Origin of the sequence: Hymenobacter edaphi, assembly GCF_003258365.1 — a bacterium.
GTDB classification, from domain to species: Bacteria; Bacteroidota; Bacteroidia; order Cytophagales; family Hymenobacteraceae; genus Solirubrum; species Solirubrum edaphi.
This window is the reverse complement of the sequence record NZ_QHKM01000001.1, coordinates 62,913-86,406: the sequence shown is the minus strand read 5'-3', so window position 1 is coordinate 86,406 and position 23,494 is coordinate 62,913. Positions and strand designations below refer to the sequence as shown.

The window sequence follows — 23,494 nt, the reverse complement described above, 5'->3', positions numbered from 1 at the left end:
CCGGGCGGGGCTACCGGCGCCGGCTGGACCGTTAGTTGTAGCCGGGGTTCTGGGTGATTTTGCCGCTGGTGCGGTCGATTTCCTGCTGCGGAATGGGGCGCAGCACGTGGAAGGGGCGGATGTTGACCGCCGCGTTCGAGCCGTACTGGTCGGTGCTGCCGGGGATGGGCGCGGGTTTGGAGCCCACGTAGGCCGGCACGCTGCGCTGCACGCGCTCTACCAGCTTGCCGGTGCGCACCAGGTCGTACCAGCGGGTAAACTCGCCGCACAGCTCGCGCGTGCGCTCATCGAGAATGAAGTCGATGTTGAGCTGCGAGGAGGTAATTTCCATCTGGGCGGTGCGGCCCGGGGCGGCGGCCCGGCGGCGGATAACGTTGATCTGGTCGACGGCCCGGGCGGTGTTGCCCAGGTACATGTTGGCTTCGGCCGCAATCAGGTAGGTTTCCGACAGGCGGTAGAAAATCAGCGGTCGGTCGGAGCTGTTGTTGACGGCCGCGCGGGTGGCGTCGTCGTACTTGTTGATGTAGGGCGAGAAGTTGGTGGTGTAGGTGCTGGGCGTGCCCACCACGTAGCGCCCGTTGGGCCGGTTGTTGATGCGCGTCTGCTCGGCGGCCGTCAGCTCGCGGCCGGCGTACCAGGCGGCCGTGTCGCCCACCACGGCGCGGGGGTTGAAGGCCGTGCCGCCGTTGCCGCCGATGCCATTCACCAGCCACAGCGTGGAAAACCACTTGGCGTAGCGCGTGTCGGTGGTGCGCCACTGGCGCGGGGTGGTTTCGCTGGCCAGCTTGTAGGAGTCGAGCAGGTAGGGCGTGGAGCCCAGGCGGCCGAAGGGGCGGCCGTACTGGACGCTGCGGGCCATGTTCGGCAGCAGGTCGTAGCGGACGCGGAACAGGAAGTTGGTCTGGTTCTGCCCGGCGCCGCCGGCGCCGTTGTCGGAAATGCCGGTGAAGACGGGGTCGGCGTTGAACTGCACGTTCATCAGCACCTCGCGGCCGTTTTCGTTGCCTTCGGCGAATACCTGGGCCGGGTCGGTTTCCAGGCCCTTGTTGTACTTGCCGGAGGCGTCCCGGATCAGCTCCTCGGCAAACTGGGCGGCCTTGGCGTAGTCGTCGCTGGCGCGGGCCGTGGTGGTGGCGCGGGTCAGGTGCACCTTGGCCAGCAGGTGCAGGGCCGTGGCGCGCGTCACGCGGCCGGGCTGGGCGGCGGTGTTGGAGATGCCCGTCGTGGGGCTGAGCGCGTCGTTCAGGTCGGTGATGATGGCGTTGTACACCTCGGCCAGCGGCGCCCGCGTGATGTCCTTGGTGGGCGTATCCACGAACTTGAGCATCAGCGGCACGTCGCCGAAGGACTGCACCAGGTAGAAGTAGTTCCAGGCCCGCAGCACCTTGGTTTCGGCCACAATCTGGTTTACGGTGGCCGGCGCCAGCCCCTGCACCGTGCCGGCGTACTGCAGCACGCCGTTGGCCGTGTTGATGTTGCCGTAGAAGGCGTTCCAGAGGTTGGTGGCCGTGCCGTTGGTGGAGCTCATCTGGCCCGCGTTGTAGTCCTCGAAGCCGTCGGAGGCGCCGAAGCCGCGCATGAACTCATCGGTGCCCTGCGACATGAAGTTCGAGCCGCCCTGGTCGGCGGTGATGTTGCGCAGGCCCGAGTACACGCCCACCAGGCCGGCCTGAATCCCGTCGGGGGTGCCGAAGAAGCCCGGGACCAGTACCGAGCGGGGGTCTTCCACCAGGGTGTCCTTGTCGCAGCCGGCGGTAGCCATGAGCAGCGCCAGGGCCGTGCCGGTAAATAGTAGCTTTTTCATAGGGGAAGTAGCACCAGGGGGCGCCAGGAAAGTTGAGGGAAGAAATTAGAAGCCCACGTTCAGGCCCACGATGAAGGCGCGCGTGGTGGGATAGTTCACGCCCCGGCCGGCCAGGCCGTTGTTCACGGCGCTGTTCAGGTCGCCCTCGGCGAAGGCCACCCCGTTGTTGACGGAGGTGCTGCCGCTGAAGCGCGTGGAGTAGGACAGCGCATCCGGGTCGATGGCCTTGTTGTTCTGGAAGTACTCTTCCGGCGACCAGATCAGCGGGTTCTGCACCTGCACGTAAATGCGGGCCGAGCTCATCTTGGCCTTCCCGATCAGGCTCTGCGGCAGGGTGTAGCCCAGGTCGATGCTGCGCACCTTGATGAAGGTGCCGCTCAGGTACGCCAGCGACTGGGCGTTGGGCACGAAGTCGCCGAAGTACGACTGGTTGGGCTGCGGGTAGCGGTTGTCGGGCGTGGAGGGCGTCCAGTACGGCAGGTTCACCTGGTTGCGGCGGCCGCTGTAGGTGGTGAAGTAGCCGGGCGAGTAGAGCACCGGATCGATGATGGTGGCGCCCACCCGGGTGAGGGCCACCGCGTTCAAATCGAAGCCTTTGAAGCGGAAGCGCTGCGTGGTGCCGGCCTCAAACTTGGGTTGGCGCGAACCGATGATCTGCCGGTCGCCCGCATCCACCACGCCGTTGTTGTTCAGGTCCTGAATTTTCACCTGCCCGACCTTGGTGCCGGCCCGCGTGGCGCCGGTGGCCTCGTCGGCCTGCCAGATGCCGCCGTACTTGTAGTCGTAGAACACGTAGAGCGGCTCGCCGATAAAGCGCTGGTTGCTGATGTCGCTGCGCTGCTTGCCGGTTTCATCCTTGCCCAGGCCCAGGTCCAGCACCTCCTCGCGGTTGCGGGTGAAGTTCCAGTCCGAGGACCACTCGAAGCCGCTGTCGGTGCGCACGTTCACCGTGGTCAGGCTTACTTCCAGGCCGCGGTTCTGGGTTTTGCCGATGTTGCGCGTAAACGAGCCGTAGCCGCTGGCGGTGGGCAGCGCGTCGGGCAGCAGCAGGTCGCTGGTGCGCTGCTGGTACACCTCAATCGAGCCGCTCACGCGGTTGTCGAAGAAGCCGAAGTCCAGGCCGAAGTTGGTGGTGCCGGTGTACTCCCAGCCCAGGTTGGGGTTCGGAATGCTGGCCGGGCGCACGCCCGCCACCCCGGTGGCGCCGAAGTTGTAGTAGCCGTTGCCCAGCCCGGTCCCGAGCGAGCCAAGCGTCTGGTAGGGGTTCACGGCGGTGCTGCCGGTGCGGCCGTAGCTGGCGCGCAGCTTCAGGCCGCTCAGCCAGCCCTGGCCCTGCAGGAACGACTCGTTGGCCAGGTTCCAGGCCACGGCCGCCGAGGGGAAGGCCTTGGCCTGGTTGCCCGGCGCCAGGCGCGACGACTTATCCACGCGCACCGTACCCGTAATGGAGTAGCGGTTGTCGAAGGCGTAGTTCAGGCGGCCCATGTAGGAAATGATGTCCCAGCGGCCTTCGAAGCTGGTGGCCGAGGTCGGCGTGCCGGTGCCCAGGTTGGAGGCCAGCTGGTAGTTGGCCAGCAGATTTTGGGCACCGGTGCCAAAGCCGTCGTTGCGGAAACCCTGCCAGCTGTAGAGCCCGGTGAAGTTCACGTCGTGCTTCTCGGCAAACGTGCGGTTGTAGATCAGCAGATTCTCGGCCAGCAGGTTGAAGGCGGTGTTGGTCGAGCGCGACGCCGCGCTTGGCTGGGCGCCGCGGCCGGTGGTGCCGCTGGCCCCGAAGCCTTCATTGAACTCGGCGCGGGCGTCCAGGCCCAGGTTGAAACGGTAATCCAGCCCCTTGAAGATGTTTACCTGAGCGTACAGGCTGTTGAAGGTGCGGATGCGCCGGCGCTGGTCCAGGCGGCCGTTGGGAATGTAGTTGGTCAGCGGGTTCGAGTAAGCCGTTTCGCCGTCCACCGGGTAGAGCTTGGGCGTGCCGTCGGGGTTGTAAGGCGTAGCCAGCGGACTGGAGGTCAATATGTTGTACATATTGTTCAGGCCCGGGTCCTTTTGCTGGGTGAAGCTGTTGAGCGTGTTCAGGCCCACCTTCACGCGCTTGCCCACCTGCTGGTCGAGGGTGCCGCGCAACGAGTAGCGCTTGATGCCCTGCACCGGCACAATGGCGGTTTCGTCGTAGTAGCCCAGCGAGGCGGAGTACTGCGTCTGCTCGGTGCCGCCGCTCAGGCCCAGGGCGTGGTTCTGGATGCGCCCGTTCTGGTACAGCAGGTCCTGGTAGTCGAAGTCGCGGCCCGCGGCCAGGTTGGCCTTTTCGTCGTCGGTGAGGAAGCCGGCGGCCGTGTTCGGGTCCAGCCCGGCGGCGCGGTAGGCCTCCGAGCGGAAGTTGAAGTACTCCTGCCCGTTCTGCAGGTCATACTCGCCGTAGGCTTTCTTCACGCCGTAGTAGGCGCTGTAGGTAGCGCGCGGGGCACCGGCCTTGCCGCGCTTGGTCGTGATGAGGATAACCCCGTTGGCGCCGCGGGCCCCGTAGATGGCCGTGGCCGAGGCATCCTTCAGCACTTCCAGCGAGGAAATGTCGTCGGGGTTCAGGTCGTTCAGGCTCCCGTCGAAGGGCACGCCGTCCACCACCAGCAGCGGGTCGTTGGAGCCGGCGAAGGAGCGGTTGCCGCGGATGCGGATAACCGGCGCCTGGCCGGGCACGGTGCTGGCGCTGCTGATGTTGACGCCCGCCGCGCGGCCCTGCAGGGCCTGGCCGATGTTGGCCACCGGCACGTCGCGCAGCTGCTGCTCGTCCACCGACGAAATGGCGCCCGTCACCTGGCTTTTCTTCTGGGTGCCGTAGCCCACCACCACCACTTCACTGATGTTCTGCACGTCTTCCAGCAGCTTCACGTCCACCGCGCTGCGGCCCGCCACGGCCACGCGCTGGGTGGCGTAGCCCACGAAGGAGTAGGTGAGCGTGGCACCCGTGGGCACGCCCTGCAGGTTGTAGACGCCCTCCGCGTTGGTGGTGGTGCCCTGCGTGGTGCCGGCCACGACCACGCTCACGCCTGGCAGGCCCGAGCCGTCGGCGCCCGTCACGCGCCCCGATACCGATTGGGTCGTTTGCGCCACGGCGCTCAGCGGCGCCCCGGCAAAGGCCAGCGGCAGGGCCGCGGCCGTCAGCAGCGGCCAGCTCAGGTGCAGGGCCGTTCTGCGTAAAGGTGTAGTCATGGAAGTGAGAGTGGGAATTGTGGAAAGGTAGGAGTCAGGAAGGGCCGGCTGCGCTAGAAGCCGATGGAGTTGCCGCCGTCGACGGGCAGCGAGGCGCCGGTGATGTAGCGGGCCGCGTCGGAGGCCAGGAACACGGCGGCGCGGCCGATGTCCTCGGGCTGCCCAAACGAGCCCATGGGCGTGCGGCGCAGGGCCCGGCTTTTGCGGTCGGGGTCCGAGTTCATGGCCGTGCGGCTCATCTCCGTCTCGATAAAGCCCGGCGCCAGGGCATTCACGCGCACGCCGTGGGCCGAAAACTCGGAGGCCAGCACCTTCACCATGCCCTCCACCGCCGACTTGGAGGCCGCGTAGGCCACCACCCGGTCGATGCCGTAGTAGGCCGCCATCGACGAAATCATCAGGATGACGCCGCGCCGCCGCTCCACCATGCGCCGGGCGCAGGCCCGCGTCAGGGCAAAGACGGCGTTGAGGTTGGTGTGGATGATGCGGGCAAATTCCTCGTCGCTGACCTGCAGGGCCGGCTTTTTCATGTTGATGCCGGCGTTGTTGACCAGCACGTCGAGCGGGCCGTAGGTGGATTCAATCTGCTCGATCAGCCCCTCCAGCGACGCCAGGTCGCACACGTCGTTGACGAGGTACTGGGCCCGCGCGCCCAGCGCCTGCCGGGCATCCTTCAGCACTTCCTCGCGGCGGCCGGTGATGATAACCGTGGCGCCGGCCTGCGTCATGCAGCGCGCTATTTCCAGCCCGATTCCGCTGCCGCCCCCGGTCACCAGGGCCAGGCGCCCGGCCAGCGAAAACGCCTGCTCGTGCGCTGCCTGGCCGGCGGGCGTGGGTACCGGCTCGTCGGGGCGGCCGTTGGGGCTGAGGAGTTCGACGATGTTTTCCATGCGTAAGCGGTAATGAAAAAGAGGGAGGTAGAAGTCAGGATTCGGCCCGGGGCCGGGTGGGCCGCTCAGCGCAGCTGGTAGATGTCGACCAGCCGCTGCACCTCGGCCAGGGTGCGCGTGGGGGGTGCCAGCGGCGCCGGCAGGGGCCGGCGGGCGTAGGTCTGGAAGTAGAGCACGCAGGCGTCGCGCCACCAGAGGGCTTCCTTGTGCTGGGTCTGGAGGCGGGCGGCCACGTCGGCGTGCAGGGCCGGGTCGACGCTGGGCTGCACCGCGGCCCATTGCCGCTGCAGCCACCGCACCGAGTCGGCGCCGGAGTAGTAGCGGGTGCACAGCTCGTCCCAGAGGGTGCGGCCGGTGCTCAGCCGCTGCCGCCAGGGCACGTGGTGAAACCAAAGCAGGTAGTCCGGCGCAATCGTTTGCGCGTTGCCCCACAGGTTTTGCACCTCGGGCTTGTAAAGCGCCAGCGCGTTGCTGCCCTTGGCCGTGCGGTCGAAGCCCAGGCCCACGGAGTCGGCGCGGTGGTAGTAGATGGCCGTCCAGTCGGGGCGGGCGCTGCGCTCCAGCCAGGGCTGCGGGCCGTAGTGAATGCCCTCGCCCATGATGTGGTGCAGCCCCAGCGGGGTGGTGTAGCGCACGTAGATGCTGCGCGTCTGCTGCAGCAGGTCGGCAATGGTTTGCACCGCCGCCGGGTCGGTGGTCAGGGTTTGCCGGGCCCATTCCGCGGCAATGGCTTTCGAATCCAGCGCGTGGTCCCAGGCCAGGCGGCCGAAGGCGTACCAGTTGGCCTGCCCGATGGGGTGGCCGGTCCAGTTGCGGTCGGCCCCGATGTTGGCCACGCCCGCCATGCCGCTGACGCTGTGCTTATCCACCGAGCCGTCGACCACGCGGGCCACCGTCGAGCCCTTGCCCTGGGCGTAGGTATCCGAATCCAGACACTCCTTGATGAGCGGGGCCAGGTACACGGCGTGGGTGGCAAAGCCCAGGTACTCCTGCGTGAGCTGCACCTCCAGCATCAGCGGGGTGCGCGGCATGGCCCCGAACAGCGGGTGAAACGGCTCCCGGGCCTGAAAGTCAATCGGGCCGTTCTTCACCTGCACCAGCACTTTCGGCTGAAACTTGCCGTCGAGTGGCAGAAACTCTTCCGAGGCGGCCTTGAACCGGTCGCCCTTGGGGTCGGCTTTGTAGACGAAGGCCCGCCACATCACCAGCCCGTCGTGGGTGCCGAGGGCCGTGGCCAGCATGTTGGCCCCGTCGGCGTGGTGGCGGCCGTAGTCCTGCGGGCCGGGCTCCCCTTCCGAGTTGGCCTTCACCAGAAAGCCGCCGAAGTCGGGGATAATCCGGTAAATCTCGTCGGTCTTGGCTTTCCACCACTGCTGTACCTGCGGGTCGAGCGGGTCGGCGGTGGGCAGCCCGCCGAGCACCTTGGGCGCGGCCCAGAACACCGAGAGGTACACCCGGATGCCGTAGGGGCGCAATACCCCGGCCACGGCGGCCACTTTGGGCAGGTACTCGGCCGTGAGCAGGCGCGGCGAGGCGTTGACGTTGTTGAGCACCGCCCCGTTGATGCCCACCGAGGCGTTGGCGCGGGCGTAGTCGCGGTAGCGCGGGTCGACCACCTCCGGCAGCTCGTACCACTTCCAGATGGAAGAGCCCGCGTAGCCCCGCTCCACCGTGCCGTTGGGGTTGTCCCAGTGGTTGAGCAGCCGGTGCCGAATCTTCGGCACGCTGCTGATGCTGAGCCCGCTGAGCGGCTGCCGCGTCGTCACGTGCCGCAGCAGGGCAAAGGCGCCGTAGAGCACGGCCACGTCGCGGCGGCCGGTGATGATGAGGTTCTGCTTGTCGGCGTAGATGCGGTAGCCATCCGGCCCCAGTCCAGCTTTATCAGCCGCGGCAGCATCAACTTGTAACACGATGCCGCCCTTCCGGCCCTTGGCGTCGCTGAGCACCGGCACCGACTGGCCCAGCAGCCCCTGCAGGCCCGTTTGCAGCTCCTCCGCGGCGGCTTTCAGCGTCGCCGACTGCCCGCCGACGCTGATAAACTGCGCCACCTGCTGGTACTGCCGGCGCGGCCCCGCGTCCCGAATCAGGTCGTACTTCAGCCACAGCCGGTAGCCGTCGTCGGCCGCGCCGCGGGTAACGGCACCAACGAGAAAGCACAGCAGGAGCAGGCAGGTACGCAGCAACATCATCGGGGGGGGAATGCGGGGAAGCGGAGGCAGAGCAGTGGCCCGGGAAGGCCGGCCGGGTTTCGCGCCGCGGGGCGGCGCAACAGTTCAGCAAGCTTAGGTCAGCAGCCGGGCGGCGGCGTGGCCGGCGCCGACGGCGGCCGGGGCCGCGGGCGCGTCGTCCGGCTCGAGGGCGCGGCGGATGCCCAGCTCCAGGCCGCGCAGCTCGGCCAGGCCGCGCAGGCGGCCGATGGCGGAGTAGCCGGGGTAGGTTTTCTTGTCGAGGTCGTCGAGCATCTGGTGGCCGTGGTCGGGGCGCATGGGCAGCTGCGGCTGCCCGAAGCCCCGGCGCCGGCGGCGCTGCTCCTGCAGCACCAGCTCGCGCACCACCGCGTACATATCCACGTCGCCGGCGAGGTGGTCGGCCTCGTGGAAGTTGCGCGGGTTTGCCTCGCGCCGGGTGGCGCGTAGGTGCACGAAGTGGATGCGGTGGCCCAGCCGCCGCACGATGCCGGGCAGGTCGTTATCGGGCCGCACGCCCAAGGAGCCGGTGCAGTAGGTGAGGCCGTTGCTGGGGTGGTCGTAGGCGGCCAGCAGGGCCGTCAGGTCGTCCTCGGTGCTCACCACGCGGGGCAGGCCCAGCAGCGGGTAGGGCGGGTCGTCGGGGTGAATGCAGAGGTTCACGCCCACTTCGGCGGCCACCGGGCCCACCTGCTGAATGAAGTAGTGCAGGTTGTGGCGCAGCTGCGCGGCGTCGATGGCGGCGTACTCGTCGAGCAGCTGCTGGAAGCCGGCCAGCTCGAAGGCTTCCTCGGAGCCGGGCAGGCCCAGCAGCACGGTGTTGGTCAGGTGCCGGCGCTCGGCGTCGCTCATCTGCGCGTACTGGTCGCGGGCAGCGGCTCGTACCTGGGGCTCGTAGTCGGCCGCGGCGCCGGGGCGCTGCAGGATGTGCAGGTCGAACACGGCGAAGTCCTGCCACACAAAGCGCAGGGCCCGCGAGCCGTCGGGCATTTCAAAGCTCAGGTCGGTGCGCGACCAGTCGAGCACCGGCATAAAGTTGTAGCAGACGGTGCGCAGGCCGCAGGCCGCCAGGTTACGCAGCGAGGCCTGGTAGTTCGCAATGTACTGGTCGCGCGCCGGCAGCCCTTTCTTGATGGCCTCGTGTACCGGCAGGCTTTCCACCACCAGCCAGTGCAGCGGTGAGTACTCACTATTGCCGGCTTCGATAAGCTGCTGCCGGGCCCGGATGGCCTCGACCGGCCACACCTCCCCCACCGGAATCTGGTGCAGGGCCGTGACGATGCCGGCGCAGCCCGCCTGGCGGATGTGGGACAAGGGAACCGGGTCGGAGGGGCCGAACCAGCGCATGGTGGGAAGCATACGCGTGCTGGAGAGAAAGTACAATTATTCAGCTACCTACCCCGGGCAGCACCGCAACGATGCTAAGAGCGTTGCAGGGGTGGGTGAGTGCTAACTTCTGGTCGAAGATAGGCGAACCACTTTCGAAAAAGCCAGCTAAAAAACCGCCCCAGCTGCCTGATTTCGAAATAAAAATACCGGAAACGTTTTCGAAAACGGTTCCGATAGGTATATTTAGGCGGAGGCCGCTGAAAAAATTCTTCTAGGATTATCTTCAAATAATCAAAGGCTTCTTACCAGCCTCTCCGCTCCCCTTCCGCCCCGGATTTTCAAAAAATCCCATTCCCACAGTCCCTCGTTATGATGAAGTGCAGCAAATGCAACTCGCCCGACGGCGTGCAGCGTGCCGGCTTTATTCGCGGCCGCCAGCGCTACTTCTGCAAGCTCTGCGACTACCATTTTATTGACCAGAAGCTGCCGCGCACGCCCGAGCGCCGCAGCCACCAGACCACCATCAGCGACGTGGCCAAGGTGCTGGGCGTAGCGCCGAGCACGGTGTCGCGCGCGCTCAACGGCCACGCCGACATCAACACCAACACCCGGCAGGCCATTCTGGAAGTAGCCCGGCAGCTCGATTACCAGCCCAACCTACTGGCCCAGAGCCTGAAAAGCAGCGCCACTCACACCATCGGCGTGGTGATTCCCGACATCGAGCGGCCGTTTTTTGCCACCTGCGTGAGCGGCATTCAGCAGGTGGCGGCCGAGGCCGGCTACCGCGTGATGATCTGCCAGTCCAAGGAATCCTACGAGATGGAAGTCAGCAACGTGCAGGCGCTGCTGGCCTCGCGCGTCGACGGGCTGCTGATCTGCCACGCCCGCGAGACGGAAAACTTCGACCACGTGAAGCAGCACGCCAGCCGGGGCATTCCCATCGTGCACTTCGACCGCGTGTGCGACGAGGTGAACAGCGCCCAGGTGGTGCTCGACGACTGGGGCGGTGCCTTCGCCATCGTGGAGCATTTGATTCAGGAGGGCTGCCGGCGCATTGCCATCCTGGCGGGCCCCGAGTCGCTGCTCATCAGCCGGCAGCGCCTGGGCGGCTACCTCAACGCCCTGCACCACTACAAGCTGCCGGTGGAGCCCGCGCTGCAGGTGCACAGCAACTTCCAGCCCGAGGCCGCCCTGGCCGCGCTGGACCAGTGGCTGGCCCTGCCCGAGCCGCCCGACGCCATTTTCTGCATCAACTACCGCAATGCCTTCGACATCATGCAGGCCCTGAAGCAGCGCGGGCTGCGCATTCCGGAGGACATTGCCGTGGTCGGCTACGGCGACGAGTTCCTGGCCGCGCTGGTGGAGCCGGGCCTGACGACGGTGAACCTGCACCCCTACCGCCTCGGGCAGCAGGCGGCGCGGCTGTTTCTGGAGCAGGTGCAGCAGAAGGAGCGGTTTCAGCCCCGCACCTTCGTCGTCAGCGGCGACCTGGTCATCCGCAAATCCTCGCTGAAAGGCCAGGGCGGCGTGTTTGCCCTGGGCATCTGAGCCCGCCTGCGGCGGCCGTTTTTCGGGCCGCGGGGCCTTGTCCTGCCCCGGGCACAACCAACGAAGGCCCGGCGTGCTGCACGCCGGGCCTTCGCCTTTTGTTCACCCTCCGGCGCTTACTCCTTCACGAAGCGCTGGGTGCGCACCTGCCCGGCGGCTTCCACCGTCAGCAGGTACACGCCGTTGGGCAGCGTGGTCACGTCGAGCTGCGCGGCGGGCTGGGTGCCGGCGTGCGCCTGGCGCAGCACCACCCGGCCCAGCAAATTGCTGACGCTGAGCTGCTGGGCCGGGCCGGCGGCCAGCTGCACGTGCAGCACGCGCTGCACCGGGTTCGGATACAGCTCCAGCGCCGCGGCTTTGGCCGCCGTGTGGCTGGCCGTGGCCGGCGCCGCGGCCGTTTCGCGGGCGGCGTTGCGGGTGATGCGCACCCAGTTCAGGTTCCAGCCGCCGGACTGGGCGTAGATGCCGAAGTTGTAGGTACCCGCGTTGACGGTGACGGTGCGCGAGACGGTGGTCCAGTTCTGCCAGCCGCCGGTGCCGGGAATGGCGGTGTTGCCCAGCTGAATCGAGCCCGCGTTCAGATCCGCCGAGATGGTGCCGCCGCCGGCCCCGCTGGCCACCCGGTACTCGATGGTGTAGCTGCCCGAGCTGGGAAAGGTGATGTTGTTCCACACCAGGTAGTCGCCCGCGTCCACCCAGCCCATGTTCTGGCCGCCTTCCGCGCAGGCTTCCGCCGTCATGCCGTTGTTTACGCTGGCCGCCTCGGCTTCGAGCAGCACGCTGAAGGCAGCCGTGTTGGCCTGCACCCGCAGCGAGGTGGCCTTGTCGTTCCAGTTGCCGGTGCCCAGCGCGTTGCCGACCAGGCAGCCGTTGCTGGCCGTGAGGGTGAGCGAGGCGCCGCTGAAGTTGTCGTTTTCGTACAGAATCACGCGGTAGCCGCCGCTGATGGTCAGCGAGGAAATGTCGTCGTTGAGGATGCCGCGGCTTTGCAGGGCGGCCAGGTTGTAGTCGCCCACGGGCAGGCCCACGGCGGCGCCGGCGTAGTTGCAGTCCTTGTACGCGGTGGCCACGCCGCCGCTGGCCGGGGCCGGGGCCGAGCCGCTGATGCTGAATGTGCCCAGGGAGCCGTAGTCGGAGTAGCCGTCGGTGGCGGGGTTGCCGGAGCTGGTGCCGTCGATTTGCAGGTAGTAGGTGCCCGCCCCCAGCGCGGCGCTGAAGGCCACGTTCAGGTTGCCGCCCCCGCCCGCGTCGTAAGTGCCGAGCAGGGCGCCGCCGGCGTTGAACAGCCGCACCACGATGTCGAGGTTGCCGTAGCGGCCCACGGTGCTTACGTTGAAGCTGGCCGTGCCGCCGGCGGTGCCAAACGAGAAGTAGTCCTGGTCGGCGGTGGTGCTGATGAGGCCGCTGCCGCTCAGCCCGCTGCCGCTGCGGGCCAGCGCCGTAGCCGAGCCGATGGCGTTGCCGTGGTCGTCATTGCGGTAGCCCACGTTGTAGGTGGCGCCGGCCATGATGGCCAGGTCGTCTTGGGTCTGGCTGGCCGAGTTGTACTCGCCCCGGCTCCAGTGCGTGACGGCCTTGTAGTAGCCCGCGCCCATAATCGGGGCCCAGGCCCCCGCGTTGTCCTGCGCCGTGTAGTATTCCTCCTTGGGGCTCAGGCGGCCGTCGTGGCTGAGGCCCAGGGTGTGGCCCACTTCGTGCGAGGCCGCCTCGCCCCCCGATTTGGGGTCGGCCATAAACACCCAGCAGGGCGTGTCGTCGTTGGTGCGAAACGAGGTCAGGTAGGCCACGCCGCCCGCGCCCGGCGCGATGGTGCTGCCCGCCCCGGGCGAGACGACGCAGCGCATGCGCATGTTTTTGGGGTACGTGTTGAACACGGCCTCGTCGGTGGTCACGTTCATGCTAAAGGGCCGAAAATCCTCGCTCACCAACTCCCACATAGCCTGCACGTTGGCGTCGGTCATGTTGGCCGAGGGCGCGTTGTAGGCGTTGCCGTTGTTCCAGCCGGTGCCGGCCGGCAGGTTGTAGCCGTCCACGTCGAGCATCACGCAGCCGCGGGCGCCGGGCAGGCTCTGCAGCGACACCACGCTCACGCGCTGGGCCGTGCCGGGCAGCGTGGCGGGCGCGGGCTCCCGGTAGCCGCGGGGCTTGCCGTAATCCACGCACACCACCTTGTCGATGTCCACCGGCTGCACGTAGGCGCGGCCCCGGGCGTCGGCGGCGTAGCGGTAGGCCTGCCGGCTGGCGCGCAGAATGAGGTGGCCTTCCACCAGTGGCCCGGCGATGCGCAGCTGAAACGAGGCGTCCGGCAGGCCCTGAATCGAGCCCACCAGGTATTCGCCGGTGCCGCCCAGCTCCTCGCGGTAATTGACGACGCCGGTGTAGGCCTGCCCGGCCGACACGCGCAGCGTCACGGTGGGGGCCGCGCCGCGGGCCGCCACCTGGGCTTCCAGCTGGCGCACCAGGTCCTGGGGGCGGCCCAGCTCGTAGCGCGGGCCGTCGGGCCGTAGCTGGGCGCGGGCCGGCAGGGCGCTGGTCAGCAGCGCCGCGCCGCCGAGCACGGAGAGGAAAAGTTGCTTCATTGGTTGGGGGTTGGTTGTGGAGAAGAGGACGCAGTCGGTGGGCTGTGGGCCCGGCCCGCCGCCCCGCCGGGCATTGGCGGCGGGGCAGCAAAACCCGGCGGAGCAGGGCCGTGCCGGTTTCCCACCGCCGCGGCGCCCGCCGTTGAATTCGCCGAAAAAAAGTAGCGGCGGGCCCGAGGGCCCGCCGCTGCGCTTACTGAATCACCAGTTTCTGCACGGCCGTGGCGGCGCCGCTGCTCACGCGCACCAGGTACACGCCGGCGGCCAGGCGGGCGTCGCGGTTCAGCTCCAGGGTGCTGCCGGTGGCGATTTGCTGCCACAGCGGCCGGCCGTCGAGGGTGGTGACGCGCACCTCGGCGGGCTGCCCGGCAAAGGCGCCGCCGAGCTTCAGCGTAACCGACTGGCCGGCGGACTGCGGATTGGGGTACAGCGCCAACGTACCGGTTTTTTCCGTTACGCGGCTGGGCGCTGCCGCCTCGGCCGCCGCGGCGCGGGCCGCGTTTTTGGTGATGCGAATCCAGTTCAGATTCCAGCCGCCCGACTGGGCAAAGACGCCGAAGTTGTAGGTGCCGGCGTTGACGGTGACGGTGCGCGACACGGTGGTCCAGTTCTGCCAGCCGCCGGTGGCCGGAATGGCCGTGTTGCCCAGCTGAATCGAGCCCGCGTTCAGATCCGCCGACAGGGTGCCGCCGCCGGGGCTGGCCACCCGGTACTCGATGGTGTAGCTGCCGGAGGTGGGGAAATTGATGTTGTTGTAGGCCAGCCAGTCGCCCTGGTCGATGTAGCCCACGTTCTGGCCGCCCTCCGAGCAGGCTTCCACCTGCACGCCGTTCATGGCCGAGTAGCTTTCGGCCTGAATGGTGGTGGAGCTGGGCGTGGCGGTGGTTTTCTGGTACACCCGCACGTAATCCACCGCCATGGTGGCGGGCAGCTTGCTCTCGTCCACCGTCTGCCCGGGCCAGTTGCCGGCCACGGCCAGGTTCAGCAGCAGGAAGAAGGGCCGCTGAAACTCCTCGGTGCTGCCCGTGCCGCCCGCAATGTAGATTTCGTGGAACTTGGCCCCGTCGACAAACCAGCGGATGTAGCTGGCGTCCCACTCCACCGTGTACACGTGGTAGGCCTCGGGCGAGGTGATGACGTTGCCGCCGTACTCGGCGTGGCCGTTGCTGTCCCAGTGCACGGTGCCGTACACCTTGTTTTCGCTGTTGATGTGCTCCATCACGTCGATTTCGCCGCAGGCCGGCCAGCCCACCTGCCCGATGTTGGCGCCCAGCATCCAGAACGCGGGCCACAGGCCCTGGCCCAGCGGCAGCCGCATGCGCGCCTCGATCTTGCCGTAGGTAAACTGCCGGGTGCCCTGCGTTTTCATGCGGGCCGAGGTGTAGGGGTAGCCGCCCACGCTCTGCTTGCGGGCCGTTATCTGCAGCTCGGTGCTCGTCACGGTGGCGTTGGCGCGCTGGTAGTACTGCCGCTCGTTGTTGCCCCAGCCGCCGCCGCCGGTTTCAAACACCCAGTCCGGGCTGATGCTGCCGTTGAACTCGTCGGCCCAGACGAGCTGGTAGGTTTGGGCCTGGGCGTGGGCGGGCGCGGCCAGGCACAGCACGGCCGCAGCCCCCGCGCCCAGCAGGGAGGTAAACAGGTTTTTCATAAAGTGTTTTGGGGTTGGGAATGGTTGGGTCGGGGGCGGCGGGGCCGCCGGGGTGCAACTGCCGCCGGAACGGGCTCGGGGGAGGCCGCCGCTCAGCCAAATATTCCAACTGCAGGGCTTAAATGCAAGTCGACAAACCGCCCAAACAACGTCGTAGCAGGCTTTTCGCCCCTCTCCCGGGCCGGCACTGTACACTTACAGCACACGCGCCGCTGCTGGATGGGTGCCCCCACCCGCGTATCGGCGCCCTGTACCACAAACGATTGCGGCGGTTAAGAAACAATCAAAAAAAGCGCCTTCTGACTTACTTTTTTTCAACAGCCTCCGCTTCGGCCCAGCCCGACCGGTGCCGGCCCGCGCCCTGGCGCCGCGCCGCCCGCCGCCCGCCCAACCATTCGCGGCGTCGGCGGTTTTCAGGGCAGCTCCGGCCATCGGCTTCAGCGCGTATGTTAGCGGCCGATATTCCTGCCGTTGCTTCCCTCCTCTCAGCTCACTTCTGCCCATGCTCGACCTCGTCATCGACGCCCGCCCGGCGGCCCTCAGCGCCGGCTTCAACGTGCGGCGCATTCTGCCTTACCGCCTGCGCCGCATGCTCGGCCCCTTCATCTTCATGGACCACGCCGGCCCGGTGCGCCTGGCGCCCGAGCAGGTGCACAACCTCGACGTGCTGCCCCATCCCCACATCGGCCTTTCCACGGTGAGCTACCTGTTCGGCGGGCAGGTCACGCACCGCGACAGCCTGGGCGTGGAGCAGATCATCCGGCCCGGCGAGGTGAACTGGATGACGGCCGGCCGCGGCATTGCCCACTCCGAGCGCTTCGAGGACCCGGCCACGCTGGCCGGCGGGCAGCTGGAGATGATTCAGACCTGGGTGGCCCTGCCCGAAGCGGCCGAGGAAAACGCTCCGAGCTTCAGAAACTACCAGCCCCAGGAGTTGCCCATCTTCACCGATACCGGCGTGTGGATGCGCCTGATTGCCGGCGACGCCTTCGGCCTCCACAACGACGTGCGCACGCACTCCCCGCTGTTTTACCTGCACGTGGTGCTGCAGCCCGGGGCGCGCTTCGGCCCGCCGCGCGGCTACCCCGAGCGCGGCGCCTACGTGGCCAAAGGCCTGGTGGAAGTGAGCGGGCACCGCTACGGCCCCGGCCAGCTGCTGGTCTTCACCCCCGGCCTCGACCCGGTTATCGTGGCCCTGGAAGCCAGCACGCTGATGCTGCTGGGCGGCGAGCCGCTGGGCGAGCGGTTTATCTGGTGGAATTTCGTGTCGTCGCGCAAGGAGCGCATCGAGCAGGCCAAGGCCGACTGGCAGGCCGGACGTATCGCGCTGCCGCCCAACGACAACGCCGAGTTTGTGCCCCTGCCCGACGACCGCACCCGCCCCGCCGGCACGGGCACGCCGCCCCCGGCCCCGCAGGCGCTGTCGTGAGCCCGGCGGCGCCGCTGAAATTTTCGGCGCGGCGGTGGCGTTGCTACTTTGGTGACGGTGGCGCCCGAGCGGCGCGGCCGTCCCCTGCGTATAGGTCCGCATCTTCACTTCCACTCCCCTCACCCCATGCAACGCCCCACCCGTCCGCGCCGGACGCTGCCGCCGGCCAACACCAAATACGTCGTCATCGTGGTCCTCATTGCCCTGGTGCTCATGTGGCTGCTGGAGCGCTTCGCCGGCTAAGTGGCCCCGGCGTTCAGCGGGCATGCAAGAACGTCATGCTGAGCCCGTTGAAGCACCTCTACCGCTTCGTTGAATCGTGCGGTAGAGATGCTTCGACGGGCTCAGCATGACGTTCGACTTTATCACCCCACCGTCGTCACGCGAGATTCTTCGCTGCGCTCTGAATGACGGTCTAACAACTCGGTGCGCCTTTGACCACGGCCGCGGGGCGCAACGCGCCGCGGCGCAACGCAGTATGTAGCAGCACCCCGCGGCCGCTGGCCCCTCAGCCGCCGCGGGGCATTTCGCCGCATGATTCCGCAGTTTTTATTCGCCACCGGCATCGAAAACAGCAACCCGACCATTCAGAACGGCCGGGTGCGCGTCGATGAAATGGCCAAGTGCCGCCACTACGAGTTCTGGCAGAAGGATTTCGACCTGGTCGAAGAGCTGGGCATCCGCTTCCTGCGCTACGGCCCGCCGATTCACACCACCTGGCTGGGCCCGGGCCGCTACGACTGGACCTTCGCCGACCTGACCTTCCGCGACCTGGGCCGCCGCAACATCGCCCCCATCGTCGACCTGTGCCACTTCGGCCTGCCCGACTGGCTGGGCAACTTCCAGAACCCGGATTTCCCGGCCCTGTTCGGCGACTATGCCCGGGCCTTTGCCGAGCGGTTTCCGTGGGTGCAGCTCTACACGCCGGTCAACGAAATGTTTATCTGCGCGCAGTTTTCGGCCTTGTACGGCTGGTGGAACGAGCAGCTGAGCGGCGACCAGGCCTTCGTGACGGCGCTCAAGCACATCGTGAAGGCCAACGTGCTGGCCATGCACGCCATCGGCGAGGTGCGGCCCGACGCGCTGTTTATCCAGAGCGAGTCGTCGGAGTACTTCCACGCCGAAAACCCGCAGGCCATCAAGCCGGCCGAGCTGATGAACGCCCGCCGCTTCCTCTCGCTGGACCTCAACTACGGCCGGCGCGTGGACTCGGAGATGTACGAGTACCTGCTCGACAACGGCATGACGCGCGAGGAGTACCACTTCTTTTTGCGCAACCACCGTCGGCACCAGTGCATCATGGGCAACGACTACTACAAAACCAACGAGCACCGCGTGCGCGCCGACGGGAGCACCACCGCCTCGGGCGAGGTGTTCGGCTACCACGTCATCACCCGCCAGTACCACGACCGGTACCACCTGCCCGTGATGCACACCGAAACCAACCTCTGGCAGGGCCCCTGCGGCGACGAGGCCGTGAACTGGCTCTGGAAAGAATGGGCCAACGTGCTGCGCGTGCGCAACGACGGGGTGCCCATCGTGGGCTTCACCTGGTACTCGCTCACCGACCAGGTCGACTGGGACTCGGCCCTGCGCGAAAACCGCGGCACCGTGAACCCGCTGGGCCTCTACGACCTGGACCGCAAAATCCGGCCCGTGGGCGCGGCCTACAAGCAGCTCATCCACGACTGGCGCCAGGTGCTGCCGGCCCAGAGCGTGTGCCTGCAGGTGCCCATCGTGATGCCCCACGACGCAAGCCAGGAATGGGCCCAGCAGAAGCAGGACCAGGCCGAAGCCCAGCAGCAGGACCAAACCACCGTGGCCGCCAACGCGCCGAGCTAGCGCGAGTTGGGGAGTTTATGAGTCAGCGAGTTGCTGGCCCAGCTAGTGCGGCAGGCAAAGCCTGCCGGCTGCTCCCCTCCCCCATACTTCCATTCCGCGCTTGGCCTCCCTGGCTCACCTGCTCAGAACTCTAACTCATTAACTCACAACCTCCTCAACCCCTAAACTTCCATGACCCGTTTTCAGGACAAAGTTGCCATTGTTACCGGCGGAGCCAGCGGGATTGGCCTGGCTATTTCGCAGCGGCTGGCCTCGGAAGGGGCGCGCGTGGTGGTCGTCGGGCGCACCGAAAAGCAGCTGACCGAAGGCGCCGAGCTGGTGAAAAAAGCCGGCGCGCCCGCCGTGTGGGCCAGCGTGTGCGACGTGGCGGTGGAGGCGCAGGTGGAAGCCACCGTGCAGGGCACGCTGGAGCGCTTCGGCCGCCTCGACGTCATCGTCAACAACGCCGGGCTGATGCTGTTCAAGCCCCTGGAGCAGTACAGCGGCGAAGAGTGGCTGCGCGTGCTGAGCGTGGATTTGCTCGGCTCGTTTTACTTTATCAAGCAGGGCTTTTTGCACATGAAGCCCGGCAGCTGCATCGTCAACGTGTCGAGCATTCACGCCGTCGAAACCAGCCCGCTGGTGGCGCCCTACGCGGCGGCCAAGGCGGGCGTGAACTCGCTCACCCGCTCGGCCGCCCTGGAAGGCAAGCCCAAGGGCATCCGCGTCAACGTGGTCATGCCCGGCGCCATCGACACGCCCATGCTCTGGGACAATCCCAACGTGAAAAGCGGCGTGGAAACCATCGACAAAGCCGACGTGGGCCGCCCCGAGGACGTGGCCGCCACCGTGGCCTACCTCGCCTCCGACGACGCGGCCTTCGTGCAGGGCGCCGAAGTGCGCGTGGACGGCGGCCGGCTGGATCGGCTGTAGCGGCTGGACGAGCGGACGGTTAGAGTCAGCACGAAAAATCAGCACGTCATCCGGCGCAGCCGAACCGCAGGTCGACGTAGTCAAGGACCTCCCTCAAGCCCTGCACCGCCGCCTACGAAGCGCCAACGCTTTGCCAAGCGGCCGTAGTAACGCAGAAGCGCAGCCACCGAGCCCGAACGATTGGGCGTTGGTGGCTGCGCTTCCCGGTTTGTGCAGGGTACGAGGAAGGTCCTTGGACTGCGCCTCAGGATGACGGTCTTTTGCCGCCACTTGACGTTCTAGTTCCGCTGCTTTCCCCGTTAGTTCAGCACGTAGGTGGCAATGGAGTGCGCGGGACTGACCGTCGCGGCGGCCTGGCCTTTGATCCAAAGCTGGAAGGGCATTTCCTTGTCGGTCTGGTTCATCACTACCACGGCTACGGAGCCGTCGGCATTGCGAAAGGCGGTGGTTTGGAGCACGTCGCGGCTGCTGGCGGTGGCAATGCGCCGGGCGCCGGGGCGCACGAACTTGGAGAAGTGGCCGAGGTAGTAGTAGATGTTGGTGTAGATGAGCTTGCCGGCCTTGGTATCGGCAATGACCGGGGCGTAGCAGAAGTTGCCGACGTGGTTGGGGCCGCCGGTTTCGTCGAGCAGCACGTTCCAGTCGGTCCAGGCCACGGTGCCGGCGTTGAAGTCGTTGATCAGCGAGTGGCCGTACTTCTCACCCAGCTTCCAGTCGTTGACGTTATCGAGCTTGAAGTTCTCGATGCAGCCCTCGGTGAAGATGAGGTTCTTGGCGGGGTAGGTTTCGTGCACGCGGCGCAGGTTGTCGAACTGCATCGTGGAGCCGGTCCAGGTTTCGTACCAGTGGAAGCCCAGGCCCCAGTAGTACTTGCTGGCCTCGGGGTCGTCGAAAAGGGTGCTGGCGCGCTGGAAGGCCAGGTCGCGGTTATGGTCCCAGCCGATGAGCTTTTTGTTGCCGAGGCCGCTTTTCTGCAGCGTCGGGCCCAGGAAGCCCTTCACGAAGTCGCGCTCCTCCTCGGCGGTGAAGATGCACGACTCCCAGCGCTGCTTGGCCATGGGCTCGTTCTGCACCGTCAGGCCCCACACGGGCAGGCCCATTTTCTCGTAGGCCTGAATGAACTTGACGTAGTAATTCGCCCAGGCCTGGCGGAATTCCGGCCGCAGGTGGCCGCCCTGCAGCATGGAGTTGTTGTCCTTCATCCACGCGGGCGGGCTCCAGGGACTCACGTACAGGGGCAAGGTGCCACCCGCCGCTGCCGTGGCCTGCTTGATGAAGGGAATCTTGTACTTCTCGTCGTGCTGAATGTTGAAGGTTTTCAGCTCCTTGTCCCCGTCCTGCACGTAGGTGTAGGTGTCGCTCGAGAAGTCACAGCTGTTGATGTTGGTGCGCGCCAGCGTGTAGCCGATGCCCTGCGTGGGGCTGTAGTAGGCGCGCAGCAGCTCCTGCTGCTGGGTTTTGGGCAGCTTGGCAAAGGTTTCGGCCGCCGCGTCCGTCAGCGCCCCGCCGATGCCCACGATGGTCTGGTAAGCGTGCGTGGGGTCGATGAACACCGTCGGATCGGTTTCCAGCGGCTGGCCCACCGGCTTGAAGCTCAGCTTCTCGGTGGCGGCCAGGCGGCTCGGCGTGCCCTGCGCCGTGAGGTACACCTGCGCCTGCTTGCCGGCGGCGGAGTACGAGGCCGGCGCGGCAGTCGTCGTCGTGGCCGGCTTGGGTTTGACGGTGGGTTTGGTCTGGGCCGAGGCGGCGGGAGCGGCGAGCAGCGCGGCGCCCAGCAGCAGGCTCCACGTCGGGTTGGCAGATTGCATTGGGTAAGAGGAAATGGGTTGGGAATGAGAAGCCGCCGTAGCCGTCTGCTGCCCCGGCCCGATGCCAAACAGACCCACCCCGCCAAAGCAGCGGAATGGGTCAGGGCAGCAGGTCAGGAATAAGGGGCAGATTGGGGCATTAGCGGCTGATGATGACGCGGCGCTGCAGCTGCCCATCGGGCGTGGCTACGCGCAAGGTATAGACGCCGGCCGCAAACCCGGCCACGTCCAGAGTGAACTGATTCGGGCCGGCGTGGGCCGTGCGCGGCAGCTGCAGCACGCGGCGGCCCAGCACGTCCACCAGCTGCACCAGCAGCTCCTGGCCGCGCTCGGGCGCGTAGGTGAAGGCCAGTTCCGTGCCCACCACCGTGGGGTACACGGTCAGGCGGGCATCCACCTCCGGCGCGGCGGTGGCCAGCGTGGTGCGGGTGGCCGGGCCCTGGTCGGAGAAGTACCAGCGCTGGTTGTTGCCCCCGCCCCAGGTCCACTGCTGAATGGCCGCGCCGTCGGCGGTGGAGTTATTTTGCACGTCCAGGGCCTTGCCGCTGTACTTGCTCACGATGCGGTAGGTGCCGTCGCCGTTGTCGATAATCTGCCAGTACTGGCTATCGGCCGAGGCCCAGTCCCATTGGTGCACCAGGGCGCCGTCGGCGGTGCTGGGGCCGGCAATGTCCAGGCTCTTGTTGCTGTTCAGGTTCACCAGGCGCACGTAGGGACTGCCGGCATCCACCAGCTTCCACTTCTGGCTGGCCGTATTGGCCCAGCCCCACTGCTGCACCCGGCCGCCGTTGGCGGTGGAGTTGGCCGAGACTTCCATGGTCTTGCCGCCGTTCTTCGAGCTGATCTGGTAGATGCGCCCGATCTGCGGGCCGCTGGCCGGCGTGCCGGTGCCCGCCCACTTGTAGGTGGCCACCGCCCCGGCCGGCAGCGTGTAGCTGAAGGCCTGGCTGTTCCACACCACTTTGAAGGTCTGCGCGGCGTTGCTGTTGTTCAGCGCGATGAGCACGCGGGTGCCGTCGGGGTTACGAAAGGCTACGTTTTCGATGCCGCCGCTTACCGAGTTGGAGCCGATGCGCACCGCGCCCGGGTCCACAAACTTGCTGGCGTGGCCCAGGGCGTAGTACTCCACGTTGCGCGTCACGGCGCCGGTCGAGTTGTTGATGGTCACCACCCCGCGGCAGGTGTTGGTGCCGCCGTTGGTGGGGCCGCTGTTCTGGTCCAGGGCCAGGTTCCACTCCAGCGCCGCCTTGGCCCAGTTGCGGGTCGTACCGATGATGATGTTGGAGAGGTGCCACTTCAGGTCGCCGGCGAAGCTGGAGCCCACCGAGCCCGTGACTTCGGTAAACCACAGGTCCTTGCCGGGGTAGGCGTTGTGCACGGTGGTCTGGTTTGGAATGCCGCTGGTGGGCGAGTAGCCGTGCCAGGCCGAGCCGGCGGCGTACTGCGCGGCCGCCGCGTCGGCAAATACCGACTGCACGTAGTTATTCGGGTTGTCCCAGTTGTGGTCGTACACCACCAGCTTGGTGGTGATGCCCGCGCTTTGGAAAGCCGGCCCGATGTTGTTTTTCAGGAAGGCGGCCTGGTTGCCCGGGTCCATGCGCATGGAGGCGTAGGGCGCGGCAAACAGCGGCTCGTTCTGCAGCGTCACCGCGTACACCGGCACGCCCTGGGCCTGCATGGCCTGCACGTACTTCACGAAGTAGTTGGCGTAAGTCTGGTACCAGGCGGTGCTCAGCCAGCCGCCGGCCCACTGATACTGCTCCTTCATCCAGGGCGGGGCCGTCCACGGGGTGCCCATCACCTTGATGGCGCCGTTGCGGGTGCGCGCGGCCTTGAGCATCGGCACCACGTCGGTGAGGTCGGCGCCGAGACTGAACGAGGTCAGGTTCGGGTCGGTCTGGCCGCTGGGCTTGTCGTCGTAGGTGTAGTTGCCGTAGGCCGAAAAGTCCGAGGCCCCCATGCTGTGGCGCAGAAACGTGAGCCGGATGCCCGAGCCGCTGAACAGCTCGTTGAGCAGCGCGTCGCGCTGGGCGGCCGACATCTTCTGGTTCAGCAGGTACGCCGACGAGCCCGTCATCGAAGCCCCGAAGCCGTCGATGGTCTGGTAGGTTGTGCCGTCGCTCACGGTAATGGTGGTGCTGGCCGTGCCGGTGTTGGCCGCGAAGCCGGTGCTGGCCTGCTGCTGCAGCAGCTTGCTTTGGTCACCGGTGGTCATCCACAGGTTCACCGTCTGGGCCGCCACCGGGGCGGCGTGCAGGCTCCAGCCCGCGGCCAGCAGGCCGAGGAGTAAGCGGGAAACGTGTTGCATACGC

13 protein-coding genes are annotated in these 23,494 nt (G+C 67.1%); 4 read left to right on the top strand and 9 right to left on the bottom strand.

The genetic code is table 11. The features are described 5' to 3' along the window. Nucleotides 1-31: 31 nt before the first annotated feature. The 5 genes from DLM85_RS00255 to uxuA all read right to left on the bottom strand — a co-directional run bounded on the left by DLM85_RS00255 (nucleotide 32) and on the right by uxuA (nucleotide 9,446). Nucleotides 32-1,804, bottom strand: a complete 1,773-nt coding sequence (locus DLM85_RS00255; RefSeq protein ID WP_111476070.1) for a RagB/SusD family nutrient uptake outer membrane protein — start codon at nucleotides 1,802-1,804, stop codon at nucleotides 32-34. A 45-nt stretch (nucleotides 1,805-1,849) separates the two neighbouring features. Then, nucleotides 1,850-5,011 (bottom strand): SusC/RagA family TonB-linked outer membrane protein, encoded by a 3,162-nt coding sequence (locus DLM85_RS00250; RefSeq protein ID WP_111476069.1) that lies wholly within the window; start codon nucleotides 5,009-5,011, stop codon nucleotides 1,850-1,852. Between the two features lie 53 nt (nucleotides 5,012-5,064). Further along, nucleotides 5,065-5,901 carry an SDR family NAD(P)-dependent oxidoreductase gene (locus tag DLM85_RS00245; protein ID WP_111476068.1) on the bottom strand — a complete coding sequence of 279 codons (837 nt, stop codon included), beginning with the start codon at nucleotides 5,899-5,901 and terminating at the stop codon, nucleotides 5,065-5,067. A gap of 65 nt (nucleotides 5,902-5,966) precedes the next feature. Beyond that, nucleotides 5,967-8,090, bottom strand: coding sequence for an alpha-glucuronidase family glycosyl hydrolase (locus DLM85_RS00240; RefSeq protein WP_111476067.1), 2,124 nt, complete (start codon nucleotides 8,088-8,090; stop codon nucleotides 5,967-5,969). A gap of 93 nt (nucleotides 8,091-8,183) precedes the next feature. Then, nucleotides 8,184-9,446: a mannonate dehydratase gene (uxuA, locus tag DLM85_RS00235; RefSeq protein ID WP_111476066.1), complete on the bottom strand. Its 1,263-nt coding sequence runs from the start codon at nucleotides 9,444-9,446 to the stop codon at nucleotides 8,184-8,186. A gap of 342 nt (nucleotides 9,447-9,788) precedes the next feature. Between uxuA and DLM85_RS00230 the strand changes: the two genes are divergently transcribed. Further along, on the top strand, nucleotides 9,789-10,964 hold the full coding sequence (locus DLM85_RS00230; protein ID WP_243635827.1) for a LacI family DNA-binding transcriptional regulator: 1,176 nt from the start codon (nucleotides 9,789-9,791) through the stop codon (nucleotides 10,962-10,964). A 116-nt stretch (nucleotides 10,965-11,080) separates the two neighbouring features. On the opposite strand, the gene DLM85_RS00225 is transcribed toward DLM85_RS00230, so the two are convergent. Together DLM85_RS00225 and DLM85_RS00220 are read right to left on the bottom strand one after the other, a co-directional pair. Then, the gene (locus DLM85_RS00225; protein WP_111476064.1) at nucleotides 11,081-13,543 is read right to left on the bottom strand and encodes a carbohydrate-binding protein; all 2,463 of its coding nucleotides are present in this window, start codon (nucleotides 13,541-13,543) and stop codon (nucleotides 11,081-11,083) included. Nucleotides 13,544-13,736: 193 nt separating this feature from the next. Next, nucleotides 13,737-15,191 (bottom strand): carbohydrate-binding protein, encoded by a 1,455-nt coding sequence (locus tag DLM85_RS00220; protein WP_111476063.1) that lies wholly within the window; start codon nucleotides 15,189-15,191, stop codon nucleotides 13,737-13,739. Between the two features lie 502 nt (nucleotides 15,192-15,693). Here DLM85_RS00220 and DLM85_RS00215 point away from each other — a divergent pair. The 3 genes from DLM85_RS00215 (at nucleotide 15,694) to DLM85_RS00205 (ending at nucleotide 19,374) form a co-directional block, all read left to right on the top strand. Beyond that, nucleotides 15,694-16,620 carry a pirin family protein gene (locus DLM85_RS00215; protein WP_111476062.1) on the top strand — a complete coding sequence of 309 codons (927 nt, stop codon included), beginning with the start codon at nucleotides 15,694-15,696 and terminating at the stop codon, nucleotides 16,618-16,620. Between the two features lie 534 nt (nucleotides 16,621-17,154). Then, entirely contained in the window at nucleotides 17,155-18,462 is a 1,308-nt protein-coding gene (locus DLM85_RS00210; protein ID WP_111476061.1) for a family 1 glycosylhydrolase, read from the top strand. Nucleotides 18,463-18,633: 171 nt separating this feature from the next. Then, nucleotides 18,634-19,374: an SDR family NAD(P)-dependent oxidoreductase gene (locus DLM85_RS00205; RefSeq protein ID WP_111476060.1), complete on the top strand. Its 741-nt coding sequence runs from the start codon at nucleotides 18,634-18,636 to the stop codon at nucleotides 19,372-19,374. Between the two features lie 299 nt (nucleotides 19,375-19,673). Here the strand turns inward: DLM85_RS00205 and DLM85_RS00200 are convergent, their stop codons facing one another. Next, nucleotides 19,674-21,182 carry a glycoside hydrolase family 30 protein gene (locus DLM85_RS00200; protein ID WP_111476059.1) on the bottom strand — a complete coding sequence of 503 codons (1,509 nt, stop codon included), beginning with the start codon at nucleotides 21,180-21,182 and terminating at the stop codon, nucleotides 19,674-19,676. 139 nt (nucleotides 21,183-21,321) lie between these two features. After that, on the bottom strand, nucleotides 21,322-23,490 hold the full coding sequence (locus DLM85_RS00195) for an RICIN domain-containing protein (protein ID WP_111476058.1): 2,169 nt from the start codon (nucleotides 23,488-23,490) through the stop codon (nucleotides 21,322-21,324). Between the last annotated feature and the right edge of the window lie 4 nt (nucleotides 23,491-23,494).